Annotated in this window: 14 protein-coding genes, 1 pseudogene and 1 riboswitch; of the genes and pseudogenes, 5 read left to right on the top strand and 10 right to left on the bottom strand. The window is 66.9% G+C overall.

The annotated features are described in order from the left end of the window. Positions 1 to 45: 45 nt before the first annotated feature. Positions 46 to 231: a hypothetical protein gene (locus WDN01_08735; protein MEJ0026097.1), complete on the bottom strand. Its 186-nt coding sequence runs from the start codon at positions 229 to 231 to the stop codon at positions 46 to 48. A gap of 114 nt (positions 232 to 345) precedes the next feature. Beyond that, complete coding sequence (locus tag WDN01_08730) at positions 346 to 4137, bottom strand: vitamin B12-dependent ribonucleotide reductase (GenBank protein MEJ0026096.1); 3792 nt, start codon at positions 4135 to 4137, stop codon at positions 346 to 348. A gap of 529 nt (positions 4138 to 4666) precedes the next feature. On the opposite strand from WDN01_08730, the gene WDN01_08725 reads away from it, so the two are divergent. From WDN01_08725 to WDN01_08715, 3 genes and pseudogenes are all read left to right on the top strand, one after another. Further along, positions 4667 to 5047, top strand: coding sequence for an NADH:ubiquinone oxidoreductase subunit NDUFA12 (locus WDN01_08725; GenBank protein ID MEJ0026095.1), 381 nt, complete (start codon positions 4667 to 4669; stop codon positions 5045 to 5047). A 3-nt stretch (positions 5048 to 5050) separates the two neighbouring features. Continuing rightward, positions 5051 to 5545, top strand: a complete 495-nt coding sequence (gene mlaD, locus WDN01_08720; protein ID MEJ0026094.1) for an outer membrane lipid asymmetry maintenance protein MlaD — start codon at positions 5051 to 5053, stop codon at positions 5543 to 5545. Further along, positions 5487 to 5909, top strand: a pseudogene (locus WDN01_08715) (DUF2155 domain-containing protein). The gene mlaD and the pseudogene WDN01_08715 overlap by 59 nt, the downstream one beginning before the upstream one ends. 35 nt (positions 5910 to 5944) lie before the next feature. Here WDN01_08715 and aat read toward each other — a convergent pair. From aat to WDN01_08695, 4 genes are read right to left on the bottom strand one after another with little or no spacing between them, the layout of a single operon-like run. Continuing rightward, complete coding sequence (aat, locus tag WDN01_08710) at positions 5945 to 6670, bottom strand: leucyl/phenylalanyl-tRNA--protein transferase (GenBank protein ID MEJ0026093.1); 726 nt, start codon at positions 6668 to 6670, stop codon at positions 5945 to 5947. Between the two features lie 44 nt (positions 6671 to 6714). After that, positions 6715 to 7116, bottom strand: a complete 402-nt coding sequence (locus tag WDN01_08705) for a DoxX family protein (GenBank protein MEJ0026092.1) — start codon at positions 7114 to 7116, stop codon at positions 6715 to 6717. Between the two features lie 36 nt (positions 7117 to 7152). Next, positions 7153 to 7887, bottom strand: a complete 735-nt coding sequence (eutC, locus tag WDN01_08700) for an ethanolamine ammonia-lyase subunit EutC (GenBank protein MEJ0026091.1) — start codon at positions 7885 to 7887, stop codon at positions 7153 to 7155. Further along, positions 7884 to 9269 carry an ethanolamine ammonia-lyase subunit EutB gene (locus tag WDN01_08695; GenBank protein MEJ0026090.1) on the bottom strand — a complete coding sequence of 462 codons (1386 nt, stop codon included), beginning with the start codon at positions 9267 to 9269 and terminating at the stop codon, positions 7884 to 7886. Before WDN01_08695 ends, eutC begins: the two co-directional genes overlap by 4 nt. Positions 9270 to 9315: 46 nt before the next feature. Between WDN01_08695 and WDN01_08690 the strand changes: the two genes are divergently transcribed. Then, positions 9316 to 9930: a hypothetical protein gene (locus WDN01_08690; protein MEJ0026089.1), complete on the top strand. Its 615-nt coding sequence runs from the start codon at positions 9316 to 9318 to the stop codon at positions 9928 to 9930. Between the two features lie 3 nt (positions 9931 to 9933). Here WDN01_08690 and WDN01_08685 read toward each other — a convergent pair whose 3' ends face one another. From WDN01_08685 to aroQ, 4 genes are all read right to left on the bottom strand, one after another. Next, complete coding sequence (locus WDN01_08685; protein ID MEJ0026088.1) at positions 9934 to 10914, bottom strand: alpha/beta hydrolase; 981 nt, start codon at positions 10912 to 10914, stop codon at positions 9934 to 9936. Then, positions 10887 to 12233 (bottom strand): acetyl-CoA carboxylase biotin carboxylase subunit, encoded by a 1347-nt coding sequence (gene accC, locus WDN01_08680; GenBank protein MEJ0026087.1) that lies wholly within the window; start codon positions 12231 to 12233, stop codon positions 10887 to 10889. Before accC ends, WDN01_08685 begins: the two co-directional genes overlap by 28 nt. 144 nt (positions 12234 to 12377) lie before the next feature. Further along, the gene (accB, locus tag WDN01_08675) at positions 12378 to 12872 is read right to left on the bottom strand and encodes an acetyl-CoA carboxylase biotin carboxyl carrier protein (protein MEJ0026086.1); all 495 of its coding nucleotides are present in this window, start codon (positions 12870 to 12872) and stop codon (positions 12378 to 12380) included. Then, positions 12869 to 13309 carry a type II 3-dehydroquinate dehydratase gene (gene aroQ, locus WDN01_08670; protein MEJ0026085.1) on the bottom strand — a complete coding sequence of 147 codons (441 nt, stop codon included), beginning with the start codon at positions 13307 to 13309 and terminating at the stop codon, positions 12869 to 12871. Before aroQ ends, accB begins: the two co-directional genes overlap by 4 nt. A gap of 129 nt (positions 13310 to 13438) precedes the next feature. Beyond that, positions 13439 to 13543: riboswitch (TPP riboswitch) on the top strand. On the opposite strand from aroQ, the gene thiS reads away from it, so the two are divergent. Beyond that, entirely contained in the window at positions 13536 to 14534 is a 999-nt protein-coding gene (gene thiS, locus WDN01_08665; GenBank protein ID MEJ0026084.1) for a sulfur carrier protein ThiS, read from the top strand. (Overlaps the previous riboswitch by 8 nt.) Position 14535: the final 1 nt, after the last annotated feature.

Here is a 14535-nt window from a genome sequence, read left to right as displayed (position 1 = left end):
CGAATCATCCGCGCGTTCTTGCTGCGCGCGCGAAAGCACGCAGCTTTATTTCACGCAGCGCGCCCGCAGACGGACATGCTCCGCCGCTTCGATGCGGCCCGATTTCTCGGCAAGGATCAGCGCGAATTCCTCGTACTCCGCATCGTGACAATCCGCATCGTCGAGCTCGACCATATAGCGGTCGAGGACATGCCCCTTGCGATCGATCACTTCGACAAGCTGCTTCGCCATTTCAATTCTCCGTCGCGCTTCAACGTTGTCGTCCTGAGTCGCGTTCCCCCCCAAAAGCGGAAGGGGCGGGAGCGCGAGCCACCCACCCCTTCCCACCCATCGCGAGGTGTCTCTTCAGCTGCAGCCGCTCGTCGAGCCGCAGGTGTTGCACTTCATGCAGGTGCCGTTTCTTACCAAAGTAAAATTCCCGCAGCCGCCGCAGGCGTCGCCCTCATAGCCCTTCATCCGCGCTTCCGCCGCGCGCTTGGCCTGGAGCTCGCGCGCCTTGCCGGCCTTGCCCGCCGCGCTGTCGGCACGTTCGCGCAGCTTGGTGCCCAGCGCATCGACCAGATCGCCGACCGGGTTGGAAGCCTCCGCCAGCACGCTGGCGCGGATCTCCGACAGGGCATCGCTGACTTCGACATCGTCGGCGGTGAGGAATTCCTCGACCTCTTCCACCTGATGGGTGTGATGCGAATGCAGATGCGCGTGCTCGGCATTGGGATCGAGCTTGCGGGCCGCGCCGCCGCGGACGACCGCGATGGTGCGCGGGATGCGGCCGCGCACGAAGCCCGGCGAGACCACGCGGCGAACTTCCGTCGCGCCGTCGCTGCCTTCGTCCGTGCCGACGCCGACATCCTCGTCGCCCTCCGGCTGGACATGGGCGAGGTCGTTGCGGCCGAGATAGGAGACCGCCAGCTCGCGGAAGATGTAGTCCAGGATCGAGGTGGCGTTCTTGATCGAATCGTTGCCGATCACCATGCCGGCCGGCTCGAAGCGCGTGAAGGTGAATGCGTCGACGAACTCGTCCAGCGGCACGCCGTATTGCAGGCCCATCGAGATCGCGATGGCGAAGGCGTCCATCAGGCTGCGGAACGCAGCCCCGTCCTTGTGCATGTCGATGAAGATCTCGCCGATGCGGCCGTCCTCGTACTCGCCGGTGCGCAAGTAAACCTTGTGCCCGCCGACGATCGCCTTCTGGGTATAGCCCTTGCGGCGCTGCGGCAGTTTCTCGCGGTCGCGCTCGCGCACCCGCTCGATCACGCGCTCCACGATCCGCTCGGTGACGATGGTGGTGCGCGCCACGGCGCTGACCTCTTCGCCTTCCTCCTCGTCGTCGATCTGCAGAACCTGGCTGGACAGCGGCTGGCTGAGCTTGGAGCCGTCGCGATAGAGTGCGTTGGCCTTGAGGCCGAGCCGCCACGACTGGATGTAGCTCTTGCCGCATTCCTCGACGGTGGCGCTGTTCGGCATGTTGATGGTCTTGGAGATCGCGCCCGAGATGAAGGGCTGCACCGCCGCCATCATCAGGATGTGGCTCTCCACGCTCAGCGCGCGCTTGCCGATGCGGCCGCAAGGATTGGCGCAGTCGAACACGGCCAGATGCTGCGTCCGCAGATGCGGCGCGCCTTCCAGCGTCATCGCCCCGCAGACATGCAGGTTCGCCAGGTCGACATCGGCTCGGGAGAAGCCCAGATGCTTCATCATGTCGAAGTCCGGCGCTTCCAGCGAAGCGGCGTCGACGCCGAGCACTTCGGTGCAGAACGCCGCGCCCAGCGTCCACTTGTTGAACACGAAGCGGATGTCGAACGCCGATTCCAGCGCGCCTTCCACCGCGTTGATCTGGTCCTCGCCGAAGCCCTTGGCGCGCAGCGCGTCGTGGTTCAGCGCGCCGGAGAAGCCCTCCAGCGTGCCATGGCCGACCGCATAGGCGACGATGTCGTCGATCTGGCTCTGGGTGTATTGCAGGGTCGCCAGCGCCTCGGGCACGCAGCGGTTGATGATCTTGAAATAGCCGCCGCCGGCCAGCTTCTTGAACTTCACCAGCGCGAAGTCCGGCTCGACGCCCGTCGTGTCGCAGTCCATGACGAGGCCGATCGTCCCCGTCGGCGCGATCACGGTGGACTGCGCATTGCGATAGCCGAAGCCCTCGCCGAGCGAGACCGCATCGTCCCAGGCCCGCTGCGCCGCATAGGCCAGGTCCTTGTTCAGCACGGCCGCGAGGTCGAGCGGCACGGGCAGGGTGGAAAGCCCCTCATAGCCGTCCTTGTCGCCATGCGCGGCGCGGCGGTGGTTGCGCATCACGCGCAGCATCGCGTCCTTGTTCTTGGCGTATTCCGGGAACGGGCCGAGCTCGCCCGCCATCTCGGCCGAGGTCGCGTAGGAGACGCCCGTCATCACCGCCGAGATCGCGCCGGCGATCGCGCGGCCCTCGCGGCTGTCGTAGGAGATGCCCGCCGCCATCAGGAGGCCGCCGATATTGGCGAAGCCGAGGCCCAGCGTACGGTAGTCGTAGGAAAGCTGCGCGATCTCCTTGGACGGGAACTGCGCCATCAGCACCGAGATTTCGAGCACGACGGTCCACAGCCGGCAGCCATGCTCGAACGCCGCCACGTCGAACACTTTACCTTGGCCTACCGCTTCGCTTCTTGAGGCCGAGGCGCCGCCGCCGGCCTCCTTGCGGAACGCCATCAGGTTCAGCGAGGCCAGATTGCACGCCGTGTCGTCCAGGAACATGTATTCCGAGCACGGATTGGAGGCGCGGATGGCGCCGCCGGCCGGGCAGGTGTGCCAGTCGTTGATGGTCGAATGGAACTGGATGCCCGGATCGGCGCAGGCCCAGGCGGAGTAGGAGATCTTCTCCCACAATTCGCGCGCCTGCACCGTCTTGGCGATCTTGTTCGAGCCGCGATAGGTCAGGTTCCACGGCTTGTCTTCGAGCACCGCGTTGAGGAATTCGTCCGTCACGCGCACCGAATTGTTCGAGTTCTGGCCCGACACGGTGAGATAGGCTTCCGAATCCCAGTCGGTGTCGTAGGACTTGAATTCCATCTCCTTGTAGCCCTGCCGGGCGAAGGAGATCACGCGCTCGATATAATTGTCCGGGATCATCGCCTTGCGCGCGGCCTTGACCTCGCGGCGCAGCGCCGGGTTCTTCTTCGGATCGAAGCAGTCATCGCCCGAGCCCTGGCAGTTGATGCAGGCCTTCATGACGAGCTTCAGGTGCTTCTCCGCGAGCTTGGAGCCCGCCACCATGGCGGCGACCTTCTGCTCCTCGATCACCTTCCAGTCGATGAAGGCCTCGATATCGGGATGATCGACGTCGACGATCACCATCTTCGCCGCGCGGCGCGTCGTGCCGCCCGACTTGATCGCGCCCGCCGCGCGGTCGCCGATCTTCAGGAAGCTCATCAGGCCGCTCGACTTGCCGCCGCCCGACAGCCGCTCGTTCTCGCCGCGCAGCGAGGAGAAATTCGTGCCGGTGCCCGAGCCGTATTTGAAGAGGCGCGCCTCGCGCGTCCAAAGATCCATGATGCCGCCCTCGTTGACGAGGTCGTCGGCGACCGACTGGATGAAGCAGGCATGCGGCTGGGGATGCTCGTAGGACGATGCCGACTTGGTCAGCCGCCCGGTCTTGTGGTCGACGTAGTAGTGGCCCTGGCTGGGGCCGTCGATGCCATAAGCCCAGTGCAGGCCGGTGTTGAACCATTGCGGCGAGTTCGGCGCCGCCATCTGCGTCGCCAGCATGTAGGAGAGTTCGTCCTTGAAGGCCGACGCGTCGGCTTCCGAGTCGAAATAGCCGCCCTTCCAGCCCCAATAGGCCCACGTGCCGGCGAGGCGGTCGAACACTTCCTTGGCCGAGTTCTCGCCGCGGGTCTTGTCGCTGTCGGCGGTCTTGCGCCACAGGAATTCCGGCACGCCGTCTTCCGGCACGGGCTTCAGCGCCGTCGGCACGCCCGCCTTGCGGAAGTACTTCTGGGCGAGCACGTCGCACGCGACCTGGCTCCAGCTTTCCGGCACGTCGATGTCGGACTGGGAAAAGACGACCGAGCCGTCGGGGTTCTTGATCTCGCTGGTGGCGGACCGGAACGCGATGCCTTCGTAAGGCGAACGACCCTCAACCGTGAACTGACGGCGAATGCGCATGGACATGATCCCCGAGATATCTGTTAGGCCCGTTGTGATCGCCGGTTTCGGCACCATTTCAGGGACGGTTCTCCGGCGCCGGGATCGCCGCCTGTGTGGCAGGACCCTCGGCGGGGAGTTGAATTCCGTCCGCCAGATTTGGTGTCGCGAGCAGCGACAGGCCCTAAGTATGGGCACTGTTCGAAAACGCTCGCAAGCGAAAAGTAGTAAACGAAATCTTACCCACCATATGTGGTAGGTCGATGACAGCGCGTTTTTGTTGGGGAAAGTCGCGTGTCAAGCCGTTAACGAGAAACGTGCCGAAATTTTTTTCTCGTTTATGACAGTCGGAACTTCGTCCACCGTTTTGGATCGATTGTGGATTGTCGAAAATCGCGCGACGGCAAAAGCGGGCCGGCAAACAGGTTGGCGTGGCGGCCGCTTTGCGCCGCCCGCATCAAAACGTCACCATGTCGCCATCGTCGCAATGGCATCGCCGGCGGCCGCCTTCTATAGTCCCGCACGATTCCGTCAGGGGTTCGGCCGGTTCATGTCCTTCATCCGCATGCTCTATAGCTGGTGGCACAACGCCACGCTGGGAACCCTGACCACGACCTGGTTCTCCGGCGTGCTGGTCGGCACCGATTCCCACGGCAATCGCTATTACCGTTCCAGGAAGGGCAACCGCCGCTGGGTGATCTATTCCGGCCTCGTGGAGGCGAGCCGCGTGCCGGCCGACTGGCATGGCTGGCTGCACCATACCTTCGCCGAGCCGCCGACCTCGGACCCCTTCAAGACCAAGCCGTGGGAGAAGGATCACATCCCCAATCTCACCGGCACCGCCGGCGCCTATCGCCCGGACGGCAGCCTGCTCGCCTCGGGCGTGCGCCCGCGCGCGACGGGCGACTACCAGGCCTGGAAGCCGGAGTAGGGGATGGGCAACAACACTGTCGAGACGATCATCGGCGCGATCGTGGTCGCGATCGCCGCGGTCTTCCTCTGGTACACCTATACGGCGACGAATTCGGGCAGCCTCGGCGGCTACGAGATCACCGCCCGCATGCCGCGGGTCGACGGGCTCGCCACCGGCACCGATGTACGGCTCTCCGGCATCAAGGTCGGCGCCATCAGCGCCCTGACGCTCGATCCCAAAACCTATCTCGTCACCCTGCACATGGACATCCGCAAGGATGTCCCGATCCCCGACGATTCCTCGCTGATGGTCACCTCGTCGGGCCTGCTCGGCGGCTCCTATCTTTCGATCACGCCGGGTGGCAGCGACAAGATGCTTGCGCCGGGCGGCCAGATCACCAACGTGCAGGGCGCCATCGATTTGATGGGCCTGCTCGGCCGCTTCATCGGCGGCAGCAATGGCGGCGGCCAATCCAAGCCCGCGACCCAGCCAGGCATCCCGAATGAGCATCCATAGGGCGTTCGTCATCGCCGGCGCGGTGCTGATCGCCGTCGCGGCGCCTGCGCTCGCGCAGCCGGCGCCCGTCGCTGCGAAACCGGCCGCGAAGCCGGCGACGACGCCTTCCGCCCCTCCGGTGGTGCCCAAGCCCCAAGGTCCGCTCACCCTGGTGATGCGCGGGCTCGACAAGATCACCGGCCGCGCCACGACGCTGCTGATCCCGATCGGCAAATCGGTCCACTTCGCGACGCTGACCATCACCGCGCGCTACTGCTATTCGACGCCCTCGACCGAAACGCCCGAGACCGCCGCCTTCGTCCAGGTCGACGACCACCGTCCCGACCAGCCCGCCCGGCGCATCTTCTCCGGCTGGATGTATGCGTCGAGCCCCGGCCTCAACGGCGTGGAGCATCCGCTCTACGACGCCTGGGTGATGACCTGCAAAGCCATCGCGCCCGGAGAGACCGTCGTCGTCGGCCCGGAGAAGCCGGTCAAGCCCGTCTCGCCCGACGCGCCCGACACCGAAAAGGCCGTCGCGCTGCCCGAGGACGCCAGCCAATAGCCCCTCCGGTTGAGGGCATCGTTCAGCCGCGCGAGATAGGCCTCGCGCGCGATCTCGACGGCGCCGAACTGCGACAGATGCGCGGTGAGGAATTGCGTGTCCAGCAGCACATAGCCGCCGCGGATGAGCTGCGCCGCCAGATGCACCAGCGCGACCTTGCTGGCGTCGCGCGCCGTGGAGAACATGCTCTCGCCGAAGAACGCGCCGCCCAGGCTGACGCCGTAGAGTCCGCCCACCAGCGCGCCGTCCAGCCGGCACTCCACCGAATGGGCATAGCCGGTCGCATGCAGCGCCGTGTAGAGCCGCAGGATCTCCGCATTGATCCAGGTCTCGTCGCGCGTCGCGGCGCAGGCCCTCATGACGTCGACGAAGGCCCGGTCGAAGGCGATCTCGTATTTGTCGGCGCGCACCGTCCGCGCCAGCCGGTGCGGGACATGGAAGCGGTCGAGCGGAAGGATGCCGCGCTTCTCCGGCGACACCCAGTAGAGGTCCGGGTCGTCGCGCCGCTCGGCCATGGGAAACAGCCCTTCGGCATAGGCGCGAAGAAGCAGTTCCGGCGTCAGCTGCGGCGTGCCGTGCATCGAAGAACTCTACCCTCCCGCCGAGGGCTGCGACAGCGGCGCCGTCAGATCTTCTCGGACCGGCTCACCGCCCAGGGCCCCGGTCCCGCCGCCGCGATATAGAGGAACGCGAAGCAGAACAGGATCGCCCCGTCGCCGCCATTGTTCGCCGGGAAGAAGCCGCCGCGCGCGAAATGCACCATCCAATAGGCGACCGCCATCTCGCCGGCGCAGATGAAGGCCGCGAGCCGCGTGAACAGCCCGATCGTGACCAGCGCTCCGCCGATCAGCTCGATGAGCCCCGCCACCACGATGATCGGCATGGCCTTGGCGTGACCCGCCGCCATCGCCGCCGCCATGGGCGGGAAGTTGAAGGTCTTCTGCAGGCCGTGTTCGAGGAAGAGGAGCCCCGTCACGATGCGCAGGACGCTGAGCAATTGCAGTTGAAATTTGGACAGCCACGCCATTGAAATTCACCTTTGGAAATGGACTTTGGAAGTCTATCAGTCCGGTGCGCCGGCGTCAGTCAGCCGCTCGGGCGCGTCCTCCTTCAGGCTGACACCGGTCGCGCGCAGCTTCAATGCCTGCCGGGCCAGCCAAGCCAGCCGGTGCGCCGCCTCGTCCGGCGCGAGCCCGTCCGGCCGCACATTGGAGATGCAGTTGCGCTCCGCGTCCCGGGTGACGCCGGGCCGCGGCCGCCAGGTCAGGTAGAGCCCGACCGAATCGGCCGCCGACAGCCCGGGCCGCTCGCCGATCGCCACCACCGCCAGCGTCGCGCCCAGCGCCTGCGCGATCTCGTCCCCGACGGCGACCCGCCCGTTCGTCACCACCGTGGTCGGCGCCCAGGCAAGCTCCGGCAGGCTGTCGCGGATCGCCCGCGCCAGGCCCGCGCCATGCATCCGGATCGCCGTCGCCGACAGCCCGTCGGCGATCACCAGCGCCGCGTCATAGGCACCGCGTTCGAGCCGGGCGCGCGACGCCTCGCTCAGCGCGCGTCCGAGATCGGGATTGGCGAGATAGCTCGCGCGGTCCGCCGCCGGCGTCGTCAGGCATATCGCGTCCAGCGCTGCGGCCAGCGCCGCCGCATCGAACGGCGCGTTCACCGCGTCGCGCGCCCGTGCATGGGCGAGCTGGAATTCCAGCACCCGCCGCGTCGGCAGCGCGGCGCCCGCCCGCCCCAGCGCCACCCGCGCCGGCGTGAAGGCGGCCAGGGCGTGCCACTCGTCCGCGTCGCTCACGGCACGAAGTCGAGCAGCCGCGCCGCCGCGCTCCCGGCAAGCCTCGGCCTTATCCGTCCGTCCGTGTCCAGAATCCCCATCTTGAGCAGCCAGGTCTCGAACTCGGGCGCCGGCCTGAGGCTCAACGCCTCGCGCGCATAGAGCGCGTCGTGGAACGAGGTGCTCTGATAGGACAGCATCACGTCGTCCGCGCCCGGCACGCCCATCACATAGGTGCAGCCCGCGACGCAGAGCAGCGTCAGCAGATTGTCCATGTCGTCCTGGTCGGCGTCGGCATGGTTGGTGTAGCAGACGTCGACGCCCATCGGCAGGCCGAGCAGCTTGCCGCAGAAATGATCCTCCAGCCCCGCGCGGACGATTTCCTTCCCGTCGAACAGGTATTCCGGTCCGATGAAGCCGACCACGCTGTTGACCAACAGCGGCTGGAAGTGCCGGGCGACCGCATAGGCGCGCGTCTCCATGGTCTGCTGGTCGACACCGTGATGCGCCCCCGCCGACAAGGCCGCGCCCTGGCCGGTCTCGAAATACATCACATTGTCGCCGACGGCGCCCCGCTTGAGCGAAAGCGCCGCCTCGCGCGCCTCGCGCAGCAGGGCGAGGTCCACGCCGAAGCTGCGGTTCGCCGCCTCGCTGCCCGCGATCGACTGGAACACCAGATCGACCGGCGCGCCCTGCGCCATCGCCGCCAGCGTCGTCGTAACATGGGCGAGCACGCAGGACTGGGTCGGGACGTCCCAGCGCCGCCGCATCCCGTCGATCATGCGCAGCAGGTCGGTCACGGTGGCGACATTGTCGCTCGCCGGATTGATCCCGATCACCGCGTCGCCGCTGCCGTAGAGCAGCCCGTCGACGATGGAGGCCGCGATGCCCCTGGCGTCGTCGGTCGGATGGTTGGGCTGCAGCCGCACCGACAGCCGCCCCGGCAAGCCGATCGTATTGTTGAACCGCGTGACCACCGACACCTTGCGCGCCGCCGCGATCAGGTCCTGGTTGCGCATCAGCTTGGACACCGCCGCCGCCATCTCCGGCGTCAGCCCCGGCGCCAGCACCGCCAGCCGCGCCGCCGTCGTCTCATGCGCCAGCAGGAGATCGCGGAATTCCCCGACCGTCATCGCCTTCACGGGCGCGAAAGCCTCCGCGTCGTGGCTGTCGGCGATCAGCCGCGTGACCTCGTCGCTGTCGTAAGGCACGAGCTCGCTCTTCAGGAATTCGCCCAGCGGCAGGTCGGCCAGCGCCATCCGCGCCGCCACCCGCTCCTCGGCCGTCTGCGCCGCCAAGCCCGCCAGCCGGTCCCCCGACCGGGCCGGCGAGGCGCGCGCCAAGAGCATCTTCAGATCGTCGAAGACGTAGCGGGTCGAACCGATGGCTTGCGCATAGGCCATGGCTTTAGCTAATGCGATACGCGGTCAAAGCACAAACGGATCCGTCATGAGCGAGCTTCCCATCCGTGCCCGGCGGCACTGGATCGAGTATGTCGCCACGGCCGCGGCCCTTCTGATCTCGGCGATTTCGCTCTGGGTGGCGATCCGCACCGAGGATGCCAACACCAAGATGGTGGCGGCGGCGTCCTGGCCGTTTCTCCAGGTCGCGACCAGCGACAGCGACGGGGCAGGGCGCGACATCCTGAAATTCGACGTCGTCAATGCCGGGGTCGGGCCGGCGCTGGTCGAGTATTTCGAAGTCACGTTCGACGGCAAGCCGCTGGCGTCGTCGAACGAGATGCTCGCGAGATGCTGCGGCTTCGATCCGGGGACGGCGCGTCCCATCGTCGAGCACGCGCCGCAGATCGGAACCTGGATCGAAGGCAATGTCGGCGGCACCATCCTGCGCGCCGGCGAGGATCGCGTGTTCTTCAACTGGCCGCGGACGGCGGCGAACGGAAAGGCGTGGCTGGCGCTGCGCGACGCGGCGGCGGGCGGACGCCTTCGCGCCCGCGCCTGCTATTGCTCGGTGTTCAACGAATGCTGGCAGGGCGCCTATGAGGGGCTGCATCCCGCGCCGGTCGACCGCTGCGTCGCGCCGAAAGTCGCCTATTACGAGTGACCTTCAAGGCCTGCGCAGAACGACCGTCTCGCCCGCCAACGCGGCGCGATTGGCCTCGCGCAGCACGGCGTTGGCTTCCGCCTGCCAGCGCTCCGCCGGCTCCCAGCCCGCCAGCATGAGGGAGCCGTGGATATGGCCTTCCATCTTGCGCGCCACCGCGTCCACCCCGGCATCGGTCAGCCGCGCGACATAGGCCTCGCATTCGTCGCGGCGCGGGTCGAACTCCGCGTTCATGACGTAAGCCGGCGGCAGCCCTTCGAGATCGGGCACGAAGAGCGGCGAGCCGTAGCGCGCTGCCCGGTCCTTCTTCGCGATATAGAGATCGAGCATGGCGAGATCGCGCTCGCGCGTCGTGTCGTGCTCCGGCAGCGGGTAGCGCCAGGCATGCGAGGTCTTGGTCAGGTCGACGCCCGCGATCTCCAGCAATTGCAGGATGAGCTTCGGCCCGCCGCGGTCCTTCGCCAGCAGCGCCAGCACCGCGGCGAAATTGCCGCCCGACGACGCGCCGCCGACACTGATCGCCTGCGCCGCAAGGCCGAGCTCCTCCGCCCGTGCCGCGAGGCCGGTCATGGCGCGATAGCAATCCTCGATCCCGGCCGGAAAAGGATGTTCCGGCGCCAGCGCGTACTCGACCGACGCAACCGCGCACTCCGCCGCCGCGGCACGCCGCGACAGCGGCCCATCCAATTCGCCCGACAGCGCCGAGCCGATCACGAAGCCGCCACCATGGCAGTAGAGATGCAGCGGTAGCGGTGCGTCGCTCTCGGGCCGGTAGAGCCGCACCATGACACCGTCGATGTCGATATCGCGCACGCCGACGCCTGGCGCGACGGTGCGATCCTTCTGGCTCGCCGAATAGATCGGCCGGAAGGCCGCGATCCGCGCCGCGTCGATCGATGCGCCGATGTTGGCGTGCATCCGCTCCAGCATCGCCGCGACCGGCGGCGCCAGCCCGGCTATTTCGGCTTGTTCTTCGCCAGCCATTGTTCCAGCCAGTGTATGTTGTACTCGCCGTCGATGATGTCCTTGTCGCGGACCAGGAGCTGGAACAGCGGGATCGTCGTGTCGATGCCGCCCACCACCAATTCATCGAGCGCGCGGCGCAGCCGCAAGAGGCACTCGTTGCGGTTCTTGGCATGCACGATCAGCTTGCCGACCAGACTGTCGTAATAGGGCGGGACGCTGTAGCCGGAATAGATCGCGCTGTCGAAGCGCACGCCCAGACCGCCCGGCGTGTGGAATTGGGTGATCTTTCCGGGCGAGGCCTGGAAGGTGAAAGGGTTCTCCGCGTTGATGCGGCATTCGATGGCGTGGCCGTTGAACGTCACGTCCTCCTGGCGCATCTCCAAGGTGCCGCCGGCCGCGATACGAATCTGCTCGCGCACGATGTCGATGCCGGTCAGCGCCTCGCTCACCGGATGCTCGACCTGCAGCCGCGTGTTCATCTCGATGAAGTAGAACTGCCCGTCCTCGAACAGGAATTCGATGGTGCCGGCGCCGAGATAGCCGAGCTGCTTGAGCGCCTTGGTCACGACGGCGCCGATCTCGTCGCGCTGTGTCGCGTTGAGCGCAGGCGAACCGGCTTCCTCCCACACCTTCTGCAGCCGCCGCTGCAGCGAGCAGTCGCGCTCGCCCAGATGGATGACGTTGCCGACGCCATCCGCCAGCACCTGGATCTCGATGTGCCGGGGCTTCTCGAGATATTTCTCCATATAGACCTGGTCGTTGCCGAACGCGCCCTTGGCCTCGGCGCGCGCGGTCGAGAGCGCCATCGCAAGCTCCGTCTCGCTCCGCGCCACCCGCATGCCCTTGCCGCCGCCGCCCGCCGTCGCCTTGATCAGGACCGGATAGCCGATCTCGCCGGCGATGCGCGCCGCATCGGCGTCCTCGACCGCGCCGCCCGAGCCGGGCACGGTCGGAATGCCGACCGCCTTCACCGCTTGGATGGCGGTGATCTTGTCGCCCATCATGCGGATGTGCTCCGGCGTCGGCCCGATGAAGGTGATGCCGTGCTCGCGCACGATCTCCGCGAAGCGCGCATTCTCCGAGAGGAATCCGTAGCCGGGATGGATCGCCTCCGCGCCGGTGATCTCGCAGGCGGCGATGATGGCGGGGATGTTGCGGTAGCTCTGCGCCGAGGGCGGCGGGCCGATGCACACGCTCTCGTCGGCGAGCCGCACATGCATCGCGTCGGCGTCGGCCGTGGAATGCACCGCCACGGTGGCGATGCCCATCTCCTTGCACGCCCGGTTGATGCGAAGCGCGATCTCGCCGCGATTGGCGATGAGGACTTTTTCAAACATGGGCGACCGCCCCCCGCGCGCGCATGCGCGCAAGATTCACGCGGAGCCGCGGAGACGCGGAGATTTCGACAAGGCTCCGCGCTCTCCGCGGCTCCGCGTGAATCCTTGCCTTGCCCGGGCACATGACCATCGAACCCAGCATGCCTAGTTGAGGATGCAAAGCGTCTGCCCGAACTCGACCGGCTGGGCGTCGTTGACGCAGACTTCGCTGACCGTGCCGCCACGCGGCGCGGTGATCGGGTTCATCGTCTTCATCGCTTCCACGATGAAAAGCGTGTCGCCTTCCTTCACGGTCTGGCCGACGCTGACGAACGCCTTGGCGCCGGGCTCGGGCGACAGATAGACCGTGCCCACCATCGGCGAAGGCACCGCGCCGGGATGCGGTCCTGCCGGCTTCGCGGGCGCCGCAGCGGTGCCCGCCGCGGGGGCTGCGGCCGGCGCGGCCGCCATCACGGTGCCGCCCGTCTGCTTGGACACGCGCAGTCTCGCGCCGTTCGCTTCGATCTCGATCTCGGTCAGCCCCGTCTCCTTGAGGAGCTCCGCCAGTTCGCGGATCGCGCCGGCATCGACCAGCCCGTTCTTCGCCTTGCCGCCGGCGGACAGCCTGGCGCCGATCGATTTCATATCCTTCATGTTCATGACGTGCCTTCGATGAGGACCGCCATCGCGTCGATGGCGGCCAGATAACCCTGTTCCTTCAATCCGCAGATCACGCCGGTCGCCACCTTGCTGACAAAGGAGCGATGGCGGAATGGTTCCCGCGCATGCGGATTGGAGAGATGCACTTCGATGATCGGCTTGCCCAGCGCCTTCAGCGCGTCGTGGATCGCGATGGAGGTGTGGGTGTAAGCCGCGCCGTTCAGGATCACGCCCGAACCCTTCTCCCGCGCCTCCTGGATCCAGTCGATCAGTTCGCCCTCGTGGTTCGACTGGCGGAACACGACGCTCAGCCCATGGCTCTTCACCCGTGCGGCGCAAAGCTTTGCGATCTGCGCCAGCGTGGTCGTGCCATAGATCTCCGGCTCGCGCGTGCCCAGCAGATTGAGCGTCGGACCGTTCAGCACGTAGATCGGCAAGGCTTTGTTTCGGTTGCCGGATTTGGCCAAGGGAACTCCGGAAAGGAGGCGGATTCGCCCCTTATAGTCGCATGCGCGCGTCCCGCAAACACGGGGTTTATCGCCGCCGCGGCCGGGGCTATGGTTGAGCGACAGTCCCAGGGGCGCCGTTCGCGGCTGAGATGGGCATCCCGCCCAGTCCCTTTGAACCTGATCCGGCTCGTACCGGCGTAGGGAGAGGAGAACCATGAGCCTGAACGTCATCGTCAACGGCGAACCTTGCCGTGTCCCGCCGAGCCTCAGCGTGCACGGCCTGCTGGCCGTTCTCGGGCTGGACCCCAGGAAGATCGCGGTCGAACGCAATCTGGAGATCGTGCCGCGCTCGACCTATGACGCGGTGCTGGTCGAGGACGGCGACAAATACGAGATCGTGCATTTCATCGGCGGCGGCAACGCGCCGGTCACCCCGCCGGTGGAGGACAAGCCCTTCGTCCTCGCCGGCAAGACTTACAAGTCCCGCCTCATCGTCGGCACCGGCAAGTACAGGACTTACGCCGACAATGCCCGCGCGCTGGAAGCCAGCGGCGCCGAGATCGTGACCGTCGCGGTGCGCCGCGTGAACCTCACCGATCCCAGCCAGCCCAAGCTGGTCGACTTCATCGACCCGAAGAAAGTCACCTATCTGCCCAACACCGCCGGCTGCTTCACCGGCGAGGACGCGGTGCGCACCCTGCGCCTGGCGCGCGAGGCCGGCGGCTGGGACCTCGTGAAGCTCGAAGTCCTGGGCGAGAAGAAGCTGCTCTATCCCGACATGCTCGAAACGCTGCGCGCCACCGAGATGCTGACCAAGGACGGCTTCAAGGTGATGGTCTATTGCAGCGACGATCCTCTGATGGCCAAGCGGCTGGAAGACCTGGGCGCGGTGGCGATCATGCCGCTCGCCTCGCCGATCGGCTCGGGCATGGGCATTCAGTCCACGGTGAACATCCGCCTCATCATCGAGGACGCGAAAGTCCCCGTGATCGTGGACGCCGGCATCGGCACGGCCTCGGACGCGGCGGTGGCGATGGAGCTCGGCTGCGACGCGGTGATCTCGAACACCGGCATCGCGCACGCGAAGGATCCGGTGAAGATGGCGGCGGCGATGAAGCTCGCGGTCGAAGCCGGCCGCCTCGCCTGGCTCGCCGGGCGCATGCCGAAGAAGAACTACGGCGATCCGTCGAGCCCGATGACGGGGCTGATCTAGC

Source organism: Rhizomicrobium sp., assembly GCA_037200985.1.
Classification (GTDB): domain Bacteria; phylum Pseudomonadota; class Alphaproteobacteria; order Micropepsales; family Micropepsaceae; genus Rhizomicrobium.
This window is presented reverse-complemented; position numbering and strand designations above follow the sequence as displayed.

What these genes read in the sequence shown, in the direction of transcription:
- WDN01_08735 (MEJ0026097.1), bottom strand. Translation starts at nt 231, where the DNA reads ATGGCGAAGCAGCTTGTCGAAGTGATCGATCGCAAGGGGCATGTCCTC.
- WDN01_08730 (MEJ0026096.1), bottom strand. Translation starts at nt 4,137, where the DNA reads ATGCGCATTCGCCGTCAGTTCACGGTTGAGGGTCGTTCGCCTTACGAA.
- WDN01_08725 (MEJ0026095.1), top strand. Translation starts at nt 4,667, where the DNA reads ATGTCCTTCATCCGCATGCTCTATAGCTGGTGGCACAACGCCACGCTG.
- mlaD (MEJ0026094.1), top strand. Translation starts at nt 5,051, where the DNA reads ATGGGCAACAACACTGTCGAGACGATCATCGGCGCGATCGTGGTCGCG.
- aat (MEJ0026093.1), bottom strand. Translation starts at nt 6,670, where the DNA reads ATGCACGGCACGCCGCAGCTGACGCCGGAACTGCTTCTTCGCGCCTAT.
- WDN01_08705 (MEJ0026092.1), bottom strand. Translation starts at nt 7,116, where the DNA reads ATGGCGTGGCTGTCCAAATTTCAACTGCAATTGCTCAGCGTCCTGCGC.
- WDN01_08695 (MEJ0026090.1), bottom strand. Translation starts at nt 9,269, where the DNA reads ATGGCCTATGCGCAAGCCATCGGTTCGACCCGCTACGTCTTCGACGAT.
- WDN01_08690 (MEJ0026089.1), top strand. Translation starts at nt 9,316, where the DNA reads ATGAGCGAGCTTCCCATCCGTGCCCGGCGGCACTGGATCGAGTATGTC.
- WDN01_08685 (MEJ0026088.1), bottom strand. Translation starts at nt 10,914, where the DNA reads ATGGCTGGCGAAGAACAAGCCGAAATAGCCGGGCTGGCGCCGCCGGTC.
- accC (MEJ0026087.1), bottom strand. Translation starts at nt 12,233, where the DNA reads ATGTTTGAAAAAGTCCTCATCGCCAATCGCGGCGAGATCGCGCTTCGC.
- accB (MEJ0026086.1), bottom strand. Translation starts at nt 12,872, where the DNA reads ATGAACATGAAGGATATGAAATCGATCGGCGCCAGGCTGTCCGCCGGC.
- thiS (MEJ0026084.1), top strand. Translation starts at nt 13,536, where the DNA reads ATGAGCCTGAACGTCATCGTCAACGGCGAACCTTGCCGTGTCCCGCCG.